The organism is Rhodopseudomonas palustris, from assembly GCF_034479375.1.
In the GTDB taxonomy this organism is placed as follows: domain Bacteria; phylum Pseudomonadota; class Alphaproteobacteria; order Rhizobiales; family Xanthobacteraceae; genus Rhodopseudomonas; species Rhodopseudomonas palustris_M.
Genome location: NZ_CP140155.1, coordinates 413,543 through 434,710 on the forward strand (window position 1 = coordinate 413,543; position 21,168 = coordinate 434,710).

The window sequence follows — 21,168 nt, forward strand, 5'->3', positions numbered from 1 at the left end:
GCGCTCAATCCTTCTCTTCTTCGACCGCGGGGGCCGCGAGCGAGCGCAGCACCAACACCGGCAGGATCAGCGTGAAGACGATGACCTCCTTGTAGTTCGAGGCGTAGAACGAGGAGAATGCCTCGACCACGCCGACCACGATCGCCGCGAAGGCGGTGAGCGGATAGCTGATCAGGCCGCCGATGATCGCGGCGACGAAGCCTTTGAGGCCGATCAGGAACCCGGTGTCGTAATAGAGCGTGGTGATCGGCACGATCAGGATGCCGGAGATCGCGCCGATCACCGAAGCGAGCAGGAAGGCGAGCTGGCCGGACAGGGAGGTGCGGATGCCGACCAGGCGTGCGCCGAGCCGGTTCACCGCGGTGGCGCGCAGGGCTTTGCCATAACGGGTGAAGCCGAAGAACAGCCACAGCGCCACCATCAGTGCGATGGTGATGACGTAGACGGCGATGCTCTGGCCGGTGAAGCGCAGCGGTCCGATCGTCACCGCGGCGTCGGACAGAGGCGGACCGCGCAGGCCCTCGGCGCCGAAGAACACCAGGCCGAAGCCCTGCAAGGCAAGGTGGGCGCCGACCGAGGCGATCAGCAGTACCAGCACGGAGGTGTGGGCCAGCGGCTGGAACGCGATGCGATACAGGAACAGGCCGATCGCGGCGACGATCGCCAGCGACAGCGCGATATTGACTGCGACGCCGGGCCTATAGCCGGGCAGCAGCGCCGCCAGAGCGAGCACGATCGCCGGAAACACCAGATAGATCAGCGCGGCGCGCAGCACTCTGGCGGCGCGGAGTGACTTCCGCGTGCTGAACAGTTCGAAGCCGAAGGCGACGATGCCCATCACCATCGCAAGGCCGGCGGTGCCCGGCACGCCGCCCGTCGACAGCGTCGCGTAGGTCAGCGCGCCGAAGGTGATGAACTCGCCCTGCGGGATCAGGATCACCCGCGTCACCGCGAAGACCAGCACCAGCGCCAGCCCTAGCAACGCGTAGATCGCACCGTTGGTGATGCCGTCCTGCAGCAGGAACAGCAGTATTGTAGTGTTCAAGCGGACGCTCCCCTCACGTGCGAGCGGCGGTCTCCGCCGCGCTCGCCAGCCGGCAGTTGAATTCTGCACGGGCTATTTGATATAGTTCATAACAATTATCGATTATAAGCTCAAGGCCCGCGGCTGAGCGGGTGCCGTGAAATCGAAAGAACCGCGAGCCAGGCGATGACCGCTCCGAAATCCGCCGTCGCCAAGCCGCCCCGCGCCGCGCGCAAGGAAGCGCCCGCTGTGCCGGCTGCCGATCCCGGCGAACTGATGATGGGCGAACTGTCGGAGCTGCTCGGCTACGCGCTGAAGCGGGCCCAGCTCAGGTGTTCGAGGACTTCCTGCGTTGCGTCGCCCCGGTGCAGCTCACCCCGGCGCAGTTCTCGGTGCTGCTGCTGCTCGACAACAATCCCGGCCGCAACCAGACCGAGATCGCCAACACGCTCGGCATTCTGCGGCCGAATTTCGTGGCGATGCTGGACGCGCTGGAGGGGCGCGGGCTGTGCCAGCGGACGCGGTCGCCGAGCGATCGCCGCTCGCACATTCTGATCCTGACCGACAAGGGGCGCGCCACGCTGGCGCGTGCCAAGAAGCTGGTCGCGACCCGCCACGAGGCGCGGCTCAGCGAACTGCTCGGCGAGGACAATCGCGTCGCGCTGCTGGCGATGCTCGGCAAGATCGCGCACGAGTTCTGACTGGGCGCGATTACGGCAGCACCTCGCGACGCTCGGCGAGCCGGGCGTCGAGTTCGGTGCGCTTGTCATCCAGCAGGCCGCATTCGACCGCCTCGATCACGCCGAACAGCTCCTGGGCGTCGCTGATCCGCGTCACCGTGACGTAGTCGGCGCCGGCCGCGTACAGTGCCTGAACATCAGCCAGCAGATCCGCAGTGGCGACGATCTTCGCCGTCGGATTGAGCGCGCGCACGTGGCGCACCAGGCGCTCGTTGTTGGCGCCTTTCAGCAGCGAGTCCGGCACGCTGAGGATGATCATCTCGGCCTTGCCGACGCCGGCATGCAGCAGCGTGTCGACATTGCTGATATCGCCGTAGACCACGTGCATGCCGCGATCGGAGAGGGTGCGATACACCATCGGGTTGAAGTCGATCACGCTGATCTGCTTCAGCAGCTCCGGGGTCTGCCGCTCGATCTCGCTGATCAGCGCGCTGGCGGCGCGGAAGAAGCCGAGGATCACGATGCGCCGCGCCGCGCCGTGGCCGGCACCGTCATCGGCCTCTTCGGCCTGATGGTCGAGATCGCGCAGGCCGAGGCCTTTGAGCAAACGAATGGCGCGGCGTGTGATCGGATCGCTGCGCACCATCACGAAGGTCGACAGCACCGCGAGCAGCACGAAGGCGAACGACGCGGCGCTCGCGGTTTCGGTGCGGATATGGCCGGCGACGATGCCGGTCTGGATCACAACCAGCGAGAACTCGCTGATCTGCGCCAGATTCAGCGCCGGCAGCAGGCTGGCCCGCAGGCCCTGCCGCATCAGATACAGCGGCACGAAGGTGGTGACGATACGGCTGACCACGGTGAAGGCGGCGATCGCCAGCGCCAGCATGATCACCGAGCCGTTCGGGATCGGGATCGTCATGCCGACGGCGACGAAGAACAGCGTGATGAAGAAGTCCCGCAGCGTCGTCACCTTGGCGGTGACGTCGAGCGCATAGGGGAAGGTCGACAGCGACACGCCGGCGACCAGCGAACCCATCTCGCGCGACAGATGCAGCCGCTCGGCGATCTCGCCGATCAGGAAGCACCACGCCAGGGCGCCGAGCAGCACCAGCTCCGGCGTGCGCGCGATGCGGTGGAACAGCCATGGCAGCACGTAGCGGCTGAGCACCAGGGCGGTCGCGACCAGGGCGCCGACGCGGCCGATCGACAGCAGCAGCACGCCGATCTGCAGATCGGCGAGACTGGGCTGCACCGCGAGGAACAGGATCGCGAAGATGTCCTGCAGCACCAGCACGCCGAGCGTGAGGCGGCCGGGCAGGGTGTCGAGTTCGCGCTTTTCGTAGAGCACCTTGACGATGATGACGGTGGAGGACAGCGCGCAGGCGACGGTGAGATACACCGCGTCGAACTGGCCGCCGCCGAACGACAGGCCGATGCCGACGAAGAAGGCGAAGCCGAGCAGACAGCCGCCGATCAACTGCCCACCGGCCGCAACCAGAATCACACTGCCGGCACGCACCACCTTCTTCAGGTCGATCTCCAGCCCGATCATGAACAGCATGAAGATCAGGCCGAGCTCGGAAATCACCGAGATCGAGTCCTGCGACTGCACCAGACCGAGGCCGAATGGACCGATCGCGAAGCCGGCGATAAGGTAGGCGAGGATCAGCGGCTGACGGAAGAAATGCGCCGAAAGTCCGAGCATCCAGGCGAACAGGATGCACAGCGTGATGTCGCGAATCAGTTCGTGCATACCCTCGGCCGCCGTTGAATTGCAGGGCCGCATTCTAAAGGTAATGTCATGTGTCCGAAAGACATAAGTCCGAACCTCCGGCTGATCGACCGGGTTTGGGCCGGGCGACGGGTCGCGGTGGCCTTTGTCACGATTCTGCTGTGGGCCGATCCTGGACTGGGGCAGGTGGCCGGGCCGGGCATCGAACAGACCTTTGCGGCGTCGCTGACGGCAGTGCCGCCGGAGCCCTGGAATGCCAGCGGATCGATCTATGTGCCGGCCTATTCGAGCGTGTCGATGAGCCGGGGCAAGGTGCGCGCCGATTTCTCGGTCACGCTCAGCATCCACAACGCGTCCGAGAGCAGGCCGCTGGTGATCCGCCGGGTCGCCTATTTCGACGGCTCGGGCAAGATGGTGGAGAGTTATCTCAAGACGCCGGTGGCGCTGAAGCCGTTCGCCACGATCGAGGCGTTCGTTCCCAATATCGATGTCCGCGCCGGCACCGGGGCCAATTTCGTCGTCGACTGGGCGGCGGTCGGCGAGATCGCCGAGCCGGTGACCGAAGCGCTGATGCTCGGGAGCTTTGCCAGCGGGCACTATGCTTTCATTTCCCAGGGACGGCCGATCCGGGTCATCGGCAAAGATTGATTCGTGGCGCAGGCCGCCTGCGGCTGCCTATCCGCTGCGCATGCAGGGGCGAAGAAATACTGGTAGCGTTGCACCGTTGATGCTTCTCATCCGCCGCCGCGCCCTCTAGTTTGCGCCGGCTGGTGCGAGGGTGGGATGAGCGTGCAAAAGGACCAGAACGACAACGAGAATTTGCGGTCGCGCGCCTTGCTGACCGGCTGCCTGATTGCGCTCTTGCTGGCGGCGCTGCCGGTTGCGGTGTGGCTCGATCTCACCAGCCTGTCCGATGCGGCACTGCGGCGGCAGGCGTCCGATCTCAATTCGGTGATCAAGAGCGTCCGGCACTATTATTCGGCCAATGTCGTCGGCCGCATTCTGGCGCATCCCGGCCAGGTTCAGGTCATCCACGATTATGAGAATGTGCCGGGTGCGATCCCGATTCCGGCGACGCTGTCGCTCGAACTCGGCAAGGTGATCGGCGAGCAGCAGAGCAACATCACCTATCGGTTCGTCTCCGACTACCCCTTCAAGAACCGTGCGCCGCATCAGCTCGATGCCTTCGAACAGGATGCGCTCGAAGCGCTGCGCAACGACGCCAGCAACAACATCGTCTCCGGCAAGGCCGACCTGTTCAACGACAGCGTCCGGCTGGTGTCGCCGGTGGTGATGGCGCCGGCCTGCGTCGCCTGCCACAACGTGCATCCCGAGAGTCCGAAGCGCGACTGGAAGGTCGGCGACGTCCGCGGCATTCAGGAAGTCTCGATCACCCAGCCGATCGCCGCCAACCTGTTCTCGTTCAAGTTCCTGCTGGCCTATCTGGTGCTCGCCGCGGTTTCGGGCGTGTCGTTCGTCGCGATGCAGCGCCGGCAGGCGCTGAAGATCGTGGCGATGAACAAGGAGCTGGAGACCAACAACGACTTCCTCGCCACGCTGTCGATGAAGATCTCGCGCTACATCCCGCCGCAGATCTACAAGAGCATCTTCTCCGGCCAGAAGGACGTCGTGATCCACACCGAGCGCAAGAAGCTGACGATCTTCTTCTCGGACATCCAGAACTTCACGGCGACCACCGAGCGGCTGCAGCCCGAGCTGATCACGCAATTGCTCAACGAGTACTTCACCGAGATGTCGGAGATCGCGCATCGCCACGGCGGCACGATCGACAAGTTCATCGGCGACGCGATGCTGATCTTCTTCGGCGATCCGGAGAGCAAAGGCGACCGCGCCGACGCGCAGGCCTGTCTGCGGATGGCCTGGGCGATGCAGCGGCGCCTGGCCGAGCTCAACGCCAAATGGCGCGCCGCCGGAATCGAGCAGCCGTTCCGGGCGCGGATCGGGATCAATTCCGGCTATTGCAATGTCGGCAATTTCGGCAGCGCGGACCGGATGGACTACACCATCATCGGCGCGGAAGCGAACCTCGCCGCGCGGTTGCAGGCGATCGCCGAACCGGGCGGCATCGTCATCAGCTACGAGACCTACGCGCTGGTCAGCGACATCATCGCCGCACATACGCTGCCGTCGATTACCATGAAGGGCATCAGCCGCGAGGTCGTGCCCTACGCGGTCGACCATCTGCGCGACGGCAGCGAGGCGTCGAACGTGGTGATCGAGAAGATGCCGGGCCTGGAGTTCTATCTCGACGCCGCGGCGGTGACGCCCGCCGACAGCGACAAGGTCCGCGCGGTGCTGCTGCAGGCGCTGTCGTCGCTGGAGCGGCGGGAGGAGAAGGCGGCGGAGTAGCAGGATGGATCCACAACAAAGGCCGTCATCGCCGGACTTGATCCGGCGATCCATCTTCTTTGAAAAGGATGGATGCGCGGGTCAGGCCCGCGCATGACGGCTGGATATGTCGAGACGTCGACGCACGCCTCACACCAGAATCACCCGAATATCGTTGACGTTGGTCAGCGTCGGGCCGGTGACGAGCAGGTCGCCGGTCTTTTCGAAGAATGTGGTGGCGTCGTTGTTGGCCAGAGCGGCGGCGGGGTCGAGTTGCAGCGGGGCGATCTTCGCGAATGTGGTCGCGTCGATCAGCGCGCCGGCCGGATCGTCGGCGTTGCCGGCGCCGCCGTCGGCGCCGTCGGTATCGGCGGCGAGTGCTGCGATGTCCGGCAGATCGCGCAGGTGCTGCGCCAGCGCCAGCGCGTATTCCTGATTGGGGCCGCCGCGGCCGTTGCCGCGTACGGTGACGGTGAGTTCGCCGCCGGACAGGATCGCCAGCCGCTTGCCGGCCGCGCGCGCCTCGCGCGCGAGCCGAGCGTGGGCGGCGGCGACGTCGCGGGCTTCGCCTTCGAGATCGGCGCCGAGATCGGCAATTGCGTAGCCGGCATCCCGCGCGACCTTGATCGCCGCGTCGAGCGACTGCCGCGGCCGTGCGATGATCGCGAAGCGCGCGCGCGTGAACGCCGTGTCGCCAGGCTTGCAGCTTTCGTTGTGCGGATCGTCGAGCGCCGTGCGCACGGCGTCGTCGATGTCGAGTTGATAGCGCGCGACCAAGGCGCGGGCGTCGGCCAGCGTGGTCGGATCGGGCACCGTCGGCCCGGAAGCAATCGCGGACGGCTCGTCGCGGGGGACGTCGGAGATCGCCAGCGTCACGATCTCGGCGGCGTTGCTGCCGGCGCCAGCGAGGCGGCCACCCTTGATCCGCGATAGATGCTTGCGGACGGTGTTGACCTCGCCGATCGGCGCGCCGGAGCGCAGCAGCGCGCGCGTGGTCCGCTGCTTCTGCGCGAGCGTGACGCCCTCGGCCGGCAGGATCCAGTTCGCCGAGCCGCCGCCCGACAGCAGCACCAGCAGCAGGTCGTCGGCGGTGGCAGTCGCCGCCCGCTTCAGGCTGGCTTCGGCGCCGCGCAGGCCTTCGGCGTCGGGCATCGGATGGCCGGCCTCGATCACGTCAATGGCGCGGGTCGGCACGCGATGACCATGGCGGGTGGTGGCGATGCCGGTCAGGCGTGAGGGTGCGAGGCCCAACGTGTCGAGATAGTGCCGTTCGGCGGCGGCGGCCATCGCGGCAGCGCCCTTGCCGGCGGCGAGGCAGATGATCCGGCCGCGCGGCAGCGACGGCAGATGCGCGGCGAGAATGCTGTCCGGATGCGCGGCCGCGACGGCGGCGTCGAAGATGGCGCGGAGGAGTGCGCGTTTGTCGCTCATGCGCCCGTTGTGGCAGGCGTGCCTCGGGGCGGCAAGTGGCTGGGCGCCGGAGGCAGTCATTCCGGGGTGCGCCCCGCGAGGGGCGCACCCCGGAATCTCTGTCGCAGATCAGCTCGAGATTCCGGGTTCACGCGCTTGCGCGCGTGCCCCGGAATGACGAGGGAGGAGCAACTAGCCGCCGGCGGGCGCGGCGACTTCGCCTTCGATCACGTCGCCGAACAGCTTCCAGTTCTCGCCTTCGAACTTCATCAGCTGCAATTGCTCGATCGGCGCGAAATCGGTCGCGCTGGTGTTGAGCTTGATGCCGGGAAGCAGCACGCCGAGCTGGACGTCCTTGAGGTTGGCCGCCTGCTTCATGACGTTGGCGCGGGTGAGGTCGTCGCCGCATTGCTTGATCAGCACCGCGACCGTCTCGGCGATGTTGTAGCCGGTGGTGAAGGAGCTGTCGGCGCGGCTGGCCTGCGGCGCGTATTTCGCCATGAACTCGTAATACGCCTTCATGCCGGGGTCGTTTTCCCACTGCTTGTCGGTGGCGTCCTTGGCGTAGGAGGCCGAGATGATGCCCTGGGCGTTTTCGAAGCCGGCGGGCTTCATCACGCTCCCGGTCGAGGCCGAGACGTTCGGCACGATCATCATCGGCTTCCACGCCAGTTCGGCGACCTTCTTGATGGTCTGCGCCGCGAATTTCGGCGTGGCGAAGATCACCAGCACGTCGGGCGCCTTGGCCTTGATGTTGACGATGTGGGAATCGACGGTCGGCTCGGTCAGCTCGTAGCTGTCCTCGATCACGACCTGCGAGGCCTTGTCGCCGAGGCCGTCCTTGAGGCCCTTGAGATAGTCCTTGCCGAAATCGTCGCCCTGATAAAGCACGGCGATCTTGGCGTCCGGCTTCTCCTTCAGGAGATACTTGGCGTAGATCCGGCCCTCGCTCTGGTAGCTCGGCAGCCAGCCCATCGTCCACGGGAAGTGCTTCGGATCGTTCCACTTGGTCGCGCCCGACGCCAGGAACAGATGCGGTGTCTTCTTGGCGTTGAGATATTTCTGGATCGCGGTGTTGGACGGCGTACCCAGCGGGCTGAACATGAACAGCACCTCGTCGCTCTCGACCAGCTTGCGGGTCTGCTCGACCGATTTCGGCGGCGAATAGGCGTCGTCATAGGAGATGTAGACGATCTTGCGGCCGTTGATGCCGCCCTTGTCGTTGATCATCTTGAAATAGGCTTCTTGCGCCTTGCCGACGCTGCCATAGGCCGACGCCGGGCCCGAGTAAGGCACGATGTTGCCGATCTTGACTTCGGTGTCGCTGGCGCCGGGGCCGTATTTCTTCTGCGCCATGGCCTGGCCGCTCGCGGCGGACAGCAGGGCGGCGGCCGCCAGGGTGGCGATCGAACGGGAGAGGGCCGACATCTGGATTCCTCGTTGGTTGTTGTTGGTCTTGCTGCAGGCGCTGCTCTGCAGTGCAGCAGTGCGGGAATGGGTTAGCCGGTTCGCGAGCGTTGCTCAACCCGCAGAGGTTGCGACGGTTACCGAAATTCTCGCCCGTTCCGTCGAATGGAAAGTGTCACCGGCGTGTTGCATACGTCCTGAGCAATTGAGCAGGATATGCGCGGCGGGCGCGACGGTGCAGTGGCGTTCACCTCTCCCCGCGAGCGCTGGGCGAGGGAGCGCGCCGTGCAGCTATGCCGCATGCGCCTTCTTCAGATGCGTTGCGACCAGCTTGATATCGTCGACGAAGCGGGCGTATTCGCGTTGCCTGGCGTCGGCGTCCGGGAGGCGGAGCAGGTAGGAGGGATGCACCGTCACCAGCACCGGTGGGCCGTCGTCGCGGTCGATCAGATGGCCGCGGTTCTTGTTGATCGGGGTGATCTTGCCGAGCACGCTCTGCGCCGCCGTGGCGCCCATCGCCACCACCAGCAGCGGTTTGATCGTCGCGAGTTCGCGCTCGTACCAAGGGCGGCAGGCCTTGATCTCCGACGTGCTCGGTTTCTGATGCAGCCGAATCTTGCCGCGCGGCACGAATTTGAAATGCTTCACCGCGTTGGTGACGTAGGTCTCGGCGCGATCGATCCCGGCTTCCGCCAGCGCGCGATCGAGCATCTGCCCGGCGGGGCCGACGAACGGGTGGCCGGCGAGGTCTTCCTTGTCGCCGGGCTGCTCGCCGACCAGCATTACCCGCGCACGCTGCGGGCCTTCGCCGAACACGGTCTGGGTGGCGTCTTTCCACAGATCGCAGGCGCGGCAGTCGCGCGCCTCGTCGCGCAAGGCTTCAAGCGTATCGCCGGTGTGCTCGGTTCGGATCATCGGCAGCTCCTGTCGCTGCGGTTTCTTCGGTGCGGTGGCTTCGGCCGCGACCATCGCGTGCGCCTTGCGTTCGGCGTGTTCGATCAGCGGCCTGATCAGCGCCGCTTCGGGCAGGTTGCGCCAGTATTTCTTCGGCATCTCGGCCCGCATCGCTTTGGTCTTCAGCCGCGCCGGATTGAAGATGCTGGCGTAGTAAGTCAGCCAGGTTTCCTCCAGCCGGTCCTCCGACGGCGCCATCGCTTTCGCCACGCCGGGCGTGATCGCGATCTTGTGGCCGTCCCAATGCGCGCAAGCGTCGGGCGTGAGAATCGACCATTCCATGTCGGCGAAACGACGGGCGAAGAACGGCGCGGCGGCCGCGACGATGTGATGCTCCGGCTCGAACCAGGCGACGTAGCGCGACTTCGGTTCGCGGCCTATCTCCCTGAAGCGGACGAAGGCGTGCATCTTGTGCTCGTCGCGCCGCACCGCTTTCGCCATCGTCTGCAGCCGCGCGACATCCGGATCGGTCGCCACCTGCATCAGCTCGGGATTGGCGCGCAGCCGCCACAGCAGTTGATACAAGTACGCGAAGCGCTGCGGATCGCGGTGCAGGATCGCGGTCTGCGCCAGTTCGACGAAGCGGGCGGGGACGTTGAAGGTGGGGAACGGGGAGGTCGGACTCTCGCGGTCGGGCGCAGCGGGCGTGGGCGCCGATGGCGCGAACTCGGCCGCATCGAACAGCTCCGGCTCGTCGCCGGCCACCGTCCACGTCACGTCCGCCGGCGCGACGTCCGCCAGCACCAGCTCCCGCGCCGCCTTGCGCCAGCCGTCGAAGTCGGTGTCGCTGTCGAGCCGGATGCGGTGCATGGTGGTGATGGCTTCGTCCCCTTGAATTGATTAGTTCGGCGATAGCCTCTCAACGCATCATGGCCGGGCTCGTCCCGGCCATCCACGTCTTCCTCGCGGGGCGCGCTCGAGAACGTGGATGCCCGGCACAAGGCCGGGCATGACGGAAGCTGTTATTTCGTTGCTGAACTCAAAACCCAAATCCCAGTTGCTGCGCCTTCGGTCGAAACCGTTCCACCAGCTGCGCGCCGTCGAGCAAATGCGGCGGCGGACGGTGGTCGGGGAGAACGATGAATGGCAACGCCTTGTTCCTTGGGATGTGCAGCTTTGCCAGGTCGGCGGCGCGGATCGCGCTGTGTCGGCGGGTGTCGATGATGCGGTCGACCGCCTTGCGGCCGAAGCCCGGCACCCGCAGCAGGTCTTCGCGGCTGGCGCGGTTGACGTCGAGCGGGAAGCGCTCGCGGTTGCGGAGCGCCCAAGCGAGCTTCGGATCCATCTCAAGCGACAGCATGCCGGCGGCGGGATCGATGATCTCCTGCGCATCGAAGCCGTAGAACCGCATCAGCCAATCGGCCTGATACAGCCGATGCTCGCGGATCAGCGGCGGCGCTGCCAGCGGCAGCGCGCGGCTGGAATCCGGGATCGGGCTGAACGCCGAGTAGTACACCCGCTTGAGATTGTAGGAACCGTAGAGATTGGCGCTGGTGTTCAGGATAGTCTGATCGGTCGCAGCATCCGCGCCGACGATCATCTGCGTGCTCTGGCCGGCCGGCGCGAAGCGCGGCGGCTTGGCACGACTGGGTGCCTTACGCGCCTCCACCTTGGCCTCGGTCGCTTCGTCGAGCTTCAGCCGCAGCCGGCCCATAGTACGGCGGATGGCGCGGACGTTCTTCTCCGGCGCCAGCGCCGCGAGGCTTGTCTCCTCCGGCACCTCGATGTTGATGCTGAGCCGGTCGGCATAGCGGCCGGCCTTGGCGATCAGCGCGTCGTCGGCCTCGGGGATGGTCTTGAGGTGGATATAGCCGCGGAAGTGATGCTGTTCGCGCAGCGTCTGCGCCACGTGCACGATCTGCTCCATCGTGTAGTCGGCGCTGCGGATGATGCCGGACGACAGGAACAACCCCTCGATGTAGTTGCGGCGATAGAAATCGAGCGTGAGCTGCACCACCTCGTCGACGGTGAAGCGGGCACGCGGCACGTTCGACGAGGCGCGGTTGACACAGTACAGGCAGTCGTAGGCGCAGGCATTGGTGAGCAGCACCTTCAAGAGCGAGATGCAGCGGCCGTCCGGCGCATAAGAGTGGCAGATCCCCATGCCGGGCGCGGTCGAGCCCAGCCCACGGCCGTCGCGGCTGTCGCGTTGCTCCGTCCCGCTCGAGGCGCAGGAGGCGTCGTATTTCGCCGCATCCGCCAGAATGGCCAGCTTGCGCTGCACGTCCATACTTCGAATCTCCTTGATTCAATTCGCGAAAAAATTTGGCGCGGGACCTCGGAGCGATCCCGATTGACTCCCTGCCACGCTAGGGCTTTATTAGAACATATCATGAACAAATGAGCCGGCAACGGGTTCACTGAATCTCGAAACGGCAACCAAGAAGGAGCGGCGCATGACCAGCGCGCGCCTCGACACGCTTGCGCGCCTGCAGGGCGCCATCGACCGGCTCGAAAGCGGGACGGCCGAGATCGTCCGGCGCGGCCCGCTTGGCCACGCGGATGCCGACGCCGCCCTGCAAGGCGGTCTCGCGCTCGGCGTGCTGCACGAAGTGTTCGCGGAAGGCCGCCACGGCGCGGCGGCGACGGGATTCGTCGCGGGGCTGGCGCGGCGGCTGGCCGAGCAGCGTTTCCTGCTGTGGATCCGATCGGATTTTTCCGCGCGTGAAAACGGCGAACTGGCGATGGAGGGCTTCGCCGAACTCGGGCTCGATCCGCGCCGCATCGTGATGGTGCGCGCGCACGACGCCGAGAGCGCGCTGCGCGCGTCGGCCGATGCGCTCGCCTGCAACGGGCTCGGTGCGGTGGTGACCGAACTGTGGGGCGAGACCCGCGCCTTCGATTTGGTCGCCTCGCGCAAGCTGACGCTGGCGGCGCAGCAGTCCGGCGTCACCGCGCTGATGCTGCGGATCGCTGCGACGCCGCAAGCCTCCACTGCGGAGACGCGCTGGGTGGTGCGCGCGGCGCATTCGCCGCAGATCGAGGGGTGGGGCGCGCCGGTGCTCGAGACCTCGCTCATTCGCAATCGTCACGGCCAGACCGGCCGCTGGATCATGGAATGGAATTGTGATGCGTGCCGCTTCCGTGAACCGCAGACGCATCCTCGGCCTCTGGTTGCCGCGGTTGCCGACCGATCGTATCGAACGGAAATCGCCGCCGGGCGGCGGCTCGCCGGGTGAAGCGTCGCGCGCGCCGCGGGTGGTCGCCGCCAAGCGCGACAATGCGATGGCGGTGATCGCCTGCGATGCGTGCGCGACGCAGGGCGGGCTGATGCCGGGGATGCCGCTCGCCACCGCACGGGCGATGCATCCCTTGCTCGACGTGATCGATCACGATCCGCATGCCGACGCCGCGCTGCTCGCGGCCGTCGCCGACTGGTGCGACCGCTTCACGCCGCTGGTGGCGTTCGACGGCGCCGATGGCTTGCTGCTCGACATCACCGGCTGCGCGCATCTGTTCGGCGACGAGGCCGAACTGATGCGCCTGCTGACCATTGCGCTGACACGGCAGGGCTTTGCGGTCAGCGCAGCGATCGCCGGCACGGCCGTGGCGGCGCGGGCGCTGACCCGCGGCGCGCCGGGCAGGATCGTGGCGCCGGGCGAGGAAGCCGCCGCGGTCGCGCCGCTGCCGGTGGCGGCGCTGGGCGTCAGCGAGGCGATCGTCCGCGGGCTGCGCCGCGCCGGGCTGACGACGATCGGCGATGTGCTGGCGCGGCAGCCGTCCGAACTCGCGGCGCGGTTCGGCGAAGCCTTCGTCGCGGTGCTGCGACAGGCCACCGGCGACGACGACGCGCCGATTTCGCCGCGCAAGCCGGCGCCGGACTACGTGGTCGACAAGCGCTTCCCCGAGCCGGTCGCGACCACCGACGTGATCCTGCCGACACTGCTGGCGCTGGCGCGGCTGCTGATCGCGGCGATGGAGCGTGGCGGCAAGGGCGCGCGGCAGCTCACCGCCTCGTTCTTCCGCAGCGATGGCGCCGTGCGCAGCATTGTGGTCGAGGCCGGACAGCCGGTGACGCGGGTCGAGGTCGTCCAGCGGCTGTTTGCGGAACGGCTCGACGTGCTGGCGGACCCGCTGGATCCCGGCTTCGGCTTCGACCTGATCCGCCTCGCCGCGAACCAGTGCGTTGCCATCGCCGAGGCGCAGCGTGGTTTCGACACCCATGCGCATCAGGCCGAGGACGTGGTTGCGCTGGCCGATACCTTGTCGGCGCGGCTCGGAGCAAAGCGGGTGGTGCGTTATCTGCCGCGGGACACCCATATTCCGGAGCGCGCGGCGCTCGCCGTGCCGGTGCAGCATTGCCCGCCGGACGCTGGCGATGCGCCGTGGCCGGCGCGTTCCGACGAGCCGCCGCTGCGGCCGCTGCGCCTGCTGCAGCCGCCGGAGCCGATCGAGGTGCTGGCGGGCGTGCCGGACGGCCCGCCGGCGCAATTCACCTGGCGGCGCGTCACCCATCGCGTCGCGCGCGCCGAGGGGCCGGAGCGGATCGCGATGGAGTGGTGGCGCGCGGCGCAGCCTGGGCTCACCCGCGATTACTTCCGGATCGAGGACGAGGCCGGGTCACGATTCTGGCTGTATCGCGACGGCCTCTACGGCGTCGAAGTACTGCCGCAGCCGGACGGCAGCGGCCAGCCGCGCTGGTACATGCACGGCCTGTTCGCATGAGGGACAGGCGAATGTGTTGCACAGCCTCTCCCCGTCATTGCGAGGAGGCGAAGCCGACGAAGCAATCCAGAAGCTCCGTGTACGGGGCTTCTGGATTGCTTCGCTTCGCTCGCAATGACGGAGTTGTCACTTAATTTCTGAGACGAGACGCCAATGAGCGCGCCGCGCTACGCCGAGATCGGCGTCACCACCAATTTCTCGTTCCTCGAGGGCGGCTCGCATCCGCAGGACTATGTCCATGAAGCGAGCCGGCTCGGGCTGTACGCGATCGGCATCGCCGATCGCAACACCCTGGCCGGCGTGGTCCGCGCCTACAGCGAACTCGACAATGAGGACCTCGCTTATAAGCCGAAACTGCTGATCGGCGCACGGCTGTGCTTCACCGACGGCACCCCCGACCTGCTGGCCTATCCGACCGACCGCGCCGCCTATGGCCGTCTCTGTCGCCTGCTCAGCACCGGCAAGCTGCGCGCCGGGAAGGGCGAGTGCCATCTGACGGTTGCGGATCTGGAGGCTTTTATCCACCAACCTCCGATCGCTATCCATCAGCCATCGCTTTCGTCATGGCCGGGCTCGTCCCGGCCATCCACGTCCTCAAGCGAGGCCGTGCTGGTGTCCGTGGATGCCCGGGTCAAGCCCGGGCATGACGAGGGGAGGCGCAAGAGTGATCCATCGCAGATCCTGTTAGTCCTGATGCCGTCATATCGGTTTCAATCAAAAAGAATTGCCGAAGCGTTGGAGCGGTTGACGGCGCTGAACAGCGGCAGCGGCAGCGGCAGCGTCTGGCTCGGCCTCGCGCCGTATTATCGCGGTGACGACAGGCGGCGGCTCGCCCGGCTACGGCGGATCGCGGCGGCGGCCAAAGTGCCGGGCATCGCCACCAACGACGTGCTGTATCACCATCCGTCGCGGCGCGCGTTGCAGGACGTGCTGACCTGCGTGCGCGAGAAAACCACGATCGACAAGGTCGGCCGGCGCCTGGAAGGCAATGCCGAGCGGCATCTCAAGCCCGCCGCCGAGATGATGCGGCTGTTTCGCACCGATCCCGATGCGATCGCCGAGACGCTGCGCTTCGCGGACCGCATCTCGTTCACGCTGGACGAACTCCAATATCACTATCCCGACGAGCCGGTGCCGCCCGGCAAGACCGCGCAACAGCATCTGCGCGACCTGACCGAGCAGGGCATCGCCGAATATTTTCCGAACGGCATCAGCGACAGACTGCGCGCCACCATCGACAAGGAATTGACCCTCATCGCGCGGCGCGACTACGCGCATTACTTCCTTACCGTGCACGACATCGTCCGCTATGCGCGGTCGCAGAACATCCTGTGCCAGGGCCGCGGCTCGGCGGCGAATTCCGCGGTGTGCTACGTGCTCGGCATCACTTGCGTCGATCCGACCGAGATCGACCTGCTGTTCGAGCGCTTCGTCTCCGAGGAGCGCGACGAGCCGCCGGACATCGACGTCGATTTCGAACATTCGCGCCGCGAAGAGGTGATGCAGTACATCTATCGCCGCTACGGCCGCCACCGCGCCGCGATCGTCTCCACCGTGATCCATTATCGGCCACGCTCGGCGATCCGCGACGTCGGCAAGGCGCTGGGGCTGTCCGAAGACGTCACCGCGGCGCTCGCCGACACGGTGTGGGGAAGCTGGGGCAAGGGCCTCAACGAGATGCAGGTGCGCCAGGCCGGGCTCGATCCCGCCAATCCGATGATCGTGCGCGCGGTCGAGCTCGCCACCGAGCTGATCGGCTTTCCGCGGCATCTGTCGCAGCATGTCGGCGGCTATGTGCTGACCCAGGATCGGCTCGACAGCTACGTGCCGATCGGCAACGCCGCGATGGAGGATCGCACCTTCATCGAATGGGACAAGGACGACATCGACGCGGTGAAAATGATGAAGGTCGACGTGCTGGCGCTCGGCATGCTGACCTGCATCCGCAAGGGTTTTGATCTGATCGCGCAGCACAAGGGCGTGCGCTTCCAACTCTCCGATATCAAGTCTGTGGACGACAATAACGTCTACCGGATGCTCCAGCGCGGCGAATCGATCGGCGTGTTCCAGGTCGAGAGCCGGGCGCAGATGAACATGCTGCCGCGGCTGAAGCCGCGCTGCTTCTACGACCTCGTCATCGAAGTCGCGATCGTGCGGCCCGGCCCGATCCAGGGAGACATGGTGCATCCGTATTTGCGGCGGCGGAACGGCCAGGAGCCGGTGGTGTATCCGTCGCCGTCGGGCGAGGCCGGCGACAAGAACGAGCTGCGGCAGATCCTCGGCAAGACGCTCGGCGTGCCGCTGTTCCAGGAGCAGGCAATGCGGATCGCGATCGAGGCCGCGCATTTCACGCCGGACGAGGCCAATCAGCTCCGCCGCGCGATGGCGACGTTTCGCAATGTCGGCACCATCGGCAAGTTCGAGGCCAAGATGGTCGGCAATCTGATGGCGCGCGGCTACGACGCCACCTTCGCCAAGAACTGCTTCGAACAGATCAAGGGCTTCGGCTCTTACGGCTTTCCGGAAAGCCATGCCGCCAGCTTCGCCAAGCTGGTCTATGTCTCGGCGTGGATGAAATGCGAGCATCCAGACGCGTTCTGTTGTGCGCTGCTGAATTCGCAGCCGATGGGTTTCTACGCGCCGGCGCAGATCGTCGGCGATGCGCGTGCCAACAAAGTCGAGGTGCGGCCGGTCGACGTCTCGTTCAGCGACGGCCAGTGCACGCTGGAGGAGCGCTGCGGCGAACATCACGCGGTGCGGCTCGGCTTCCGGATGATCGACGGCTTCCGCTGGGCCGATCCGGACGAGGAGCGGGTGCGGCGCGAAGCCGGCGAGGCGCCGAGCGACGACTGGGCGGCGCGGATCGTCGCGGCGCGGGCGAGGGCGCCGTTCGGTTCGCTCGAACAGTTCGCGCGATCGACCGCGCTGTCGAAGCGGGCGCTGATCCTGCTGGCGGATGCCGACGCGTTCCGCTCGCTCGGGCTCGATCGGCGCGCGGCGCTATGGGCGGTGCGGCGGCTGCCCGACGACGTGCCGTTGCCGCTGTTCGAAGCCGCGCGCGCGCAGGAACAGCAGGATGAACATACTGCGCCGTTGCCGCAGATGCCGATGGCCGAGCACGTGGTCGCCGACTATCAGACCGTGCGGCTGTCGCTGAAGGGCCATCCGATGGAATTTTTGCGAGCCTTGTTCGCGGCGGAGCGCGTCGTCACCTGCCGCAATGTCTCGGGAATGCGCAGCAGCGGCCGGCGGCTGCGCTGCGCCGGCGTGGTGCTGGTGCGGCAGCGGCCGGGCAGCGCCAACGGCGTGATCTTCATGACGATCGAGGACGAGACCGGCATCGCCAACATCGTGGTGTGGCCGGCGGTGATGGAGAAATTCCGCAAGGAAGTGATGGGCGCGCGGCTGATCCTGGTCGAAGGCAAGATTCAGGCGAGCCCCGAAGGCGTGGTGCATCTGGTCGCCGAGCGACTGATCGACCGCTCTCACGACATGGCGCGGCTATCGGACGATCTCGCGGCGCGGCCGCCGCTGTCGCCCGCCGCCGAGTTGTATGAGCCGCTGAACGGCGACCGCCGCGACAACCCCGACGCGCCCGCCCAGCGCCTGCGCCACCCCCGCGACGTCCGCATCCTGCCGCCGTCGCGGGATTTCCATTGAGGACTCGCAACGCAACGATCGTCATCCCGAGGTGCGAGCGCAGCGAGCCTCGAAGGATGCTGACGACCACCAAGCGACCCATCCTTCGAGGCCGCCGCTGCGCGGCGGCGCCTCAGGATGACGCTGCGAGACGGGGCTATGTGTTGCTTGGCTGTCCTTCGTCATTGCCGGGCTTGACCCGGCAATCCATCATTCCGAAGACGATGGATACGCGGGTCAAGCCCGCGTATGACGCTGACAGTGTGGAGAGCGATCGTCTCAGCGTCGCCCTCAGTCAGCCGGAGGAAATCACACGATGCCATCTCCCCGCGATCTGCTCGCTGAACTGTGGACCTCCGTCGGCGGCGATGCTGCCGCGCTCGATGCCGTCACGCTCACCGGCGACGAGCCGCAATTGCCGTCGTCGTTTCGGGTCGATGCGGCGGCGCAAGTGTCGATCGCCGCGAGCGGGCTCGCTGCGGCGGAGATCTGGCGGATGCGCAGCGGACAATCACAGAGCGTCAGCGTCGATATGCGCCACGCCGCGATCGAGTGCCGCTCCGAACGCTATCTGCGCCGCGACGGCGAACCGCCGCCGCCGATGTGGGATCCGATCGCCGGCGTGTACCAGGTGAAGAACGGCCGTTTCGTCCGGCTGCACACCAATTTTCCGCATCATCGCGATGCCGTCTGCAAGGTGCTCGCCTGCGCGCCGGAGCGCGCCGCGGTGCAGGCGGCGCTGTCGGAATGGGACGGAGAGGCGTTCGAGACTGCGTCCTACCAGGCCGGCGGCGTCGTGGCGCTGATGCGTTCGCGCGACGAATGGCAGGCGCTGCCGCAGGCCGCCGCGCTGGATGCGTTGCCGCTCGTGGAAATCACCAGGATCGGGGACGCCGCGCCAAAACCATGGCCGGCGGGCGAGCGGCCGCTCGCGGGCCTGCGCGTGCTCGATCTGTCGCGGGTGATCGCCGGCCCGGTCGCCGGCCGCACACTGGCGGCGCATGGCGCAGACGTGATGCTGGTGTCGAGTCCCGAGCTGCCGTCGATCCCCTGGCTGGTGATCGACACCGGCCGCGGCAAGCTGTCGAGCTGCGCCGACCTGACGACCCAGCAGGGCCACGCTGCGTTGCGCGATCTGCTCGCCGAAGCGGACGTCTTCTCTCAGGGCTATCGCCCGCAATCGCTGGCGGCGCTCGGCTTCTCGCCGGAGGACGCCGCTGCGATCAATCCGGGCATCGTCTACGTCTCGCTCTCTGCCTATGGTCGCAACGGACCCTGGGCGACGCGGCGCGGCTTCGACTCGCTGGTGCAATGCACGACCGGCTTCAACCATGCCGAAGGGCAGGCGGCCGGGGTCGAGGGGCCGAAGGAATTGCCGATGCAGATTCTCGATCACGCCACCGGCTATCTGATGGCGCTCGGCGCGATGATCGCCAAGGCCCGGCAGGCCCGCGAAGGCGGGAGCTGGCACGTCCAGGTGTCGCTCGCCCGCACCGGCAAATGGCTGTGGGAGATGGGGCGACTGGTGCAAGGCCTCGCTGCACCGGACATTACGCCCGATCTGGCGGCCGGCTTTCTCGACGATGTGCCCTCCGGATTCGGGACGCTGACGGCTGTGCGTCACGCCGCGATCCTGTCCGGGACGCCGGCGCATTGGGCGCGACCCGCGGTGCCGCTCGGCACCGATCCACCAGGCTGGCCCGCCCGGGGCTGACGACGAGGGTGAGCGGTCGAGGTGTGCGTCTCGAGGGTTGCGCAGGAGTAATCGATCAACCGACCCTCGGCTGCTGTTCACTAATGACGGAGATTGTCAGCAGACAAAGCGAGCATTAATGCTGCGTTCAGATTCCGGCCTCTACGAAACGATATCCTGGCCGTCCGTCGCGAACGGGATGTTGCGCCGCAGAATTCATCTGGGCTGACGTCGGTCCGCTTTTGTGGTTAGCGTGTCATAGTTCGGCACTACCAGTCGCCGGGAGGCAACGCGGTGATCAGGCCCATGTTGAAACACGTAGCGCGAAGACTGGGACGTGTGTCGCGGAAGTGGCTGGTGCTGTCAGGCTGCTTGGCCGTCGGTGTCGCTGTGGCCGGTTCCATCGTCGCGGATCGCTTCGCGGCTACCGAGGTTCATTCGGAGATCTCCAGCCAGTCGCGTCGCAGCGCCGATCGCTACACGCCGAGCGCGGCGGAATGGGCGAGCCTCACCATCGAAAAGGTGAGCGATTTCAGCTTTCGCGCCGAGCATGTCACCGAAGGCAAGATCGCAATCGACGAGGATCGCTCGACCCCGGTATTCTCGCCCTATGCCGGCCGCGTGACGAAGCTGCTGGCGCGCCCCGGCGACCATGTCGCGCAGGGCCAGCCGTTGTTCACGATCGAGGCGCCGGACACGGTGCAGGCGCAGAACGATTTCATCGTCGCCGCCACCGCGCTGAACAAGGCGAAGTCGCAGCTCGAACTGGCGCAGTTTCAGGACAAGCGCGCGCGCGACTTGTTCGACGGCAAGGCGGTGCCGCTGAAGGATTATCAGCAGGCGCAGGCGACGCTGACCAGTACGCAGAACGACATGCAGTCGGCGACCACGGCGCTCGAGGCCGCTCGCAACCGGCTGCGGATCCTCGGCCTCACTGAGAGCGCGATCACGGCGTTTCAGGACAAGGGCAAGATCAATCCGGAGACCACGATCTACGCGCCGATCGCCGGCACCGTGGTGCAACGCAAGATCGGACCCGGACAATACGTCAACGCCGGCGCCAGCGACCCGGTGTTCGTGATCGGCGACCTGTCGACGGTGTGGCTCACCGCTTTCGTCCGCGAATCCGAGGCCGCAGACGTCGAGGTCGGTCAGGACGTCAGCTTCCAGGTGCTGGCTTTGCCGGGCCGCACCCTTACCGGGCGTGTCAACTACGTCGCCGCCGCGATCGACCCCGCCACCCGCCGGCTGATGGTCCGCGCCACCATCGACAACCCGGACGGCGCGCTGAAGCCGGAAATGTTCGCCAACGTCACGATCTATTCGGCCTCCGACCATCCCGCGGTCGGCGTGCCGCGCACCGCGCTGATCTACGAAGGCGATCAGGTCAGGGTCTGGGTCGCGCGCGACGACCGCTCGATCGAACTGCGCACCATCAAGCCGGGACTCACCGCGGGCAATCTGGTCGAAGTGATCGGCAATCTGCAGCCGGGCGATAAGATCGTGACCAAGGGCGCCTTGTTCATCGACCGCGCTGCGACCGGTTGAGGTTTGCGGGCGCTGCCCGCGAAGATACGACGACTGCTTCTCTTCGTTTCCCTTCCCTTCCTGG

The 21,168-nt window shown here is 66.6% G+C and carries 13 protein-coding genes and 1 pseudogene; 8 read left to right on the forward strand and 6 right to left on the reverse strand.

Translation table 11 applies throughout. The annotated features are described in order from the left end of the window. Positions 1-4: 4 nt before the first annotated feature. Positions 5-1,045, reverse strand: a complete 1,041-nt coding sequence (locus tag SR870_RS01855; protein WP_322516354.1) for a branched-chain amino acid ABC transporter permease — start codon at positions 1,043-1,045, stop codon at positions 5-7. Positions 1,046-1,210: 165 nt separating this feature from the next. On the opposite strand from SR870_RS01855, the pseudogene SR870_RS01860 reads away from it, so the two are divergent. Continuing rightward, positions 1,211-1,725: pseudogene (locus tag SR870_RS01860) on the forward strand (MarR family winged helix-turn-helix transcriptional regulator). Positions 1,726-1,735: 10 nt separating this feature from the next. Here SR870_RS01860 and SR870_RS01865 read toward each other — a convergent pair. Beyond that, positions 1,736-3,460 carry a cation:proton antiporter gene (locus SR870_RS01865; protein WP_322516355.1) on the reverse strand — a complete coding sequence of 575 codons (1,725 nt, stop codon included), beginning with the start codon at positions 3,458-3,460 and terminating at the stop codon, positions 1,736-1,738. A 48-nt stretch (positions 3,461-3,508) separates the two neighbouring features. On the opposite strand from SR870_RS01865, the gene SR870_RS01870 reads away from it, so the two are divergent. Together SR870_RS01870 and SR870_RS01875 are read left to right on the forward strand one after the other, a co-directional pair. After that, positions 3,509-4,087, forward strand: a complete 579-nt coding sequence (locus SR870_RS01870) for a DUF3124 domain-containing protein (protein WP_322516356.1) — start codon at positions 3,509-3,511, stop codon at positions 4,085-4,087. A gap of 135 nt (positions 4,088-4,222) precedes the next feature. Next, a complete protein-coding gene (locus SR870_RS01875) occupies positions 4,223-5,809 on the forward strand; it encodes an adenylate/guanylate cyclase domain-containing protein (protein WP_322516357.1) in 1,587 nt (528 codons plus the stop codon). 129 nt (positions 5,810-5,938) lie between these two features. Here the strand turns inward: SR870_RS01875 and SR870_RS01880 are convergent, their stop codons facing one another. The 4 genes from SR870_RS01880 to SR870_RS01895 form a co-directional block, all read right to left on the reverse strand. After that, positions 5,939-7,219, reverse strand: a complete 1,281-nt coding sequence (locus SR870_RS01880) for a glycerate kinase type-2 family protein (protein ID WP_322516358.1) — start codon at positions 7,217-7,219, stop codon at positions 5,939-5,941. 171 nt (positions 7,220-7,390) lie between these two features. After that, the gene (locus SR870_RS01885) at positions 7,391-8,626 is read right to left on the reverse strand and encodes an ABC transporter substrate-binding protein (RefSeq protein WP_322516359.1); all 1,236 of its coding nucleotides are present in this window, start codon (positions 8,624-8,626) and stop codon (positions 7,391-7,393) included. Between the two features lie 270 nt (positions 8,627-8,896). Continuing rightward, entirely contained in the window at positions 8,897-10,369 is a 1,473-nt protein-coding gene (locus SR870_RS01890; RefSeq protein ID WP_322516360.1) for a UdgX family uracil-DNA binding protein, read from the reverse strand. 169 nt (positions 10,370-10,538) lie between these two features. Next, positions 10,539-11,789, reverse strand: a complete 1,251-nt coding sequence (locus SR870_RS01895) for a putative DNA modification/repair radical SAM protein (protein ID WP_322516361.1) — start codon at positions 11,787-11,789, stop codon at positions 10,539-10,541. 166 nt (positions 11,790-11,955) lie between these two features. On the opposite strand from SR870_RS01895, the gene SR870_RS01900 reads away from it, so the two are divergent. From SR870_RS01900 to SR870_RS01920, 5 genes are all read left to right on the forward strand, one after another. Further along, positions 11,956-12,738: a DNA repair protein gene (locus tag SR870_RS01900; protein ID WP_322516362.1), complete on the forward strand. Its 783-nt coding sequence runs from the start codon at positions 11,956-11,958 to the stop codon at positions 12,736-12,738. Beyond that, positions 12,629-14,224 carry a DNA polymerase Y family protein gene (locus SR870_RS01905; RefSeq protein WP_322516363.1) on the forward strand — a complete coding sequence of 532 codons (1,596 nt, stop codon included), beginning with the start codon at positions 12,629-12,631 and terminating at the stop codon, positions 14,222-14,224. Before SR870_RS01900 ends, SR870_RS01905 begins: the two co-directional genes overlap by 110 nt. 153 nt (positions 14,225-14,377) lie before the next feature. Then, positions 14,378-17,884, forward strand: coding sequence for an error-prone DNA polymerase (locus SR870_RS01910; RefSeq protein WP_322516364.1), 3,507 nt, complete (start codon positions 14,378-14,380; stop codon positions 17,882-17,884). A gap of 295 nt (positions 17,885-18,179) precedes the next feature. Further along, complete coding sequence (locus tag SR870_RS01915; RefSeq protein WP_322516365.1) at positions 18,180-19,577, forward strand: CoA transferase; 1,398 nt, start codon at positions 18,180-18,182, stop codon at positions 19,575-19,577. A 285-nt stretch (positions 19,578-19,862) separates the two neighbouring features. Continuing rightward, complete coding sequence (locus tag SR870_RS01920) at positions 19,863-21,104, forward strand: efflux RND transporter periplasmic adaptor subunit (protein ID WP_322516366.1); 1,242 nt, start codon at positions 19,863-19,865, stop codon at positions 21,102-21,104. The last annotated feature ends 64 nt before the right edge of the window (positions 21,105-21,168 follow it).

Excerpts from the sequence above, each read along its gene's own strand:
- SR870_RS01910 (WP_322516364.1), top strand. The coding sequence starts at position 14,378 with ATGAGCGCGCCGCGCTACGCCGAGATCGGCGTCACCACCAATTTCTCG.
- SR870_RS01915 (WP_322516365.1), top strand. The coding sequence starts at position 18,180 with ATGCCATCTCCCCGCGATCTGCTCGCTGAACTGTGGACCTCCGTCGGC.
- SR870_RS01875 (WP_322516357.1), top strand. The coding sequence starts at position 4,223 with ATGAGCGTGCAAAAGGACCAGAACGACAACGAGAATTTGCGGTCGCGC.
- SR870_RS01890 (WP_322516360.1), bottom strand. The coding sequence starts at position 10,369 with ATGCACCGCATCCGGCTCGACAGCGACACCGACTTCGACGGCTGGCGC.
- SR870_RS01895 (WP_322516361.1), bottom strand. The coding sequence starts at position 11,789 with ATGGACGTGCAGCGCAAGCTGGCCATTCTGGCGGATGCGGCGAAATAC.
- SR870_RS01865 (WP_322516355.1), bottom strand. The coding sequence starts at position 3,460 with ATGCACGAACTGATTCGCGACATCACGCTGTGCATCCTGTTCGCCTGG.
- SR870_RS01905 (WP_322516363.1), top strand. The coding sequence starts at position 12,629 with ATGCGTGCCGCTTCCGTGAACCGCAGACGCATCCTCGGCCTCTGGTTG.
- SR870_RS01880 (WP_322516358.1), bottom strand. The coding sequence starts at position 7,219 with ATGAGCGACAAACGCGCACTCCTCCGCGCCATCTTCGACGCCGCCGTC.
- SR870_RS01920 (WP_322516366.1), top strand. The coding sequence starts at position 19,863 with ATGTTGAAACACGTAGCGCGAAGACTGGGACGTGTGTCGCGGAAGTGG.
- SR870_RS01900 (WP_322516362.1), top strand. The coding sequence starts at position 11,956 with ATGACCAGCGCGCGCCTCGACACGCTTGCGCGCCTGCAGGGCGCCATC.
- SR870_RS01870 (WP_322516356.1), top strand. The coding sequence starts at position 3,509 with ATGTGTCCGAAAGACATAAGTCCGAACCTCCGGCTGATCGACCGGGTT.
- SR870_RS01885 (WP_322516359.1), bottom strand. The coding sequence starts at position 8,626 with ATGTCGGCCCTCTCCCGTTCGATCGCCACCCTGGCGGCCGCCGCCCTG.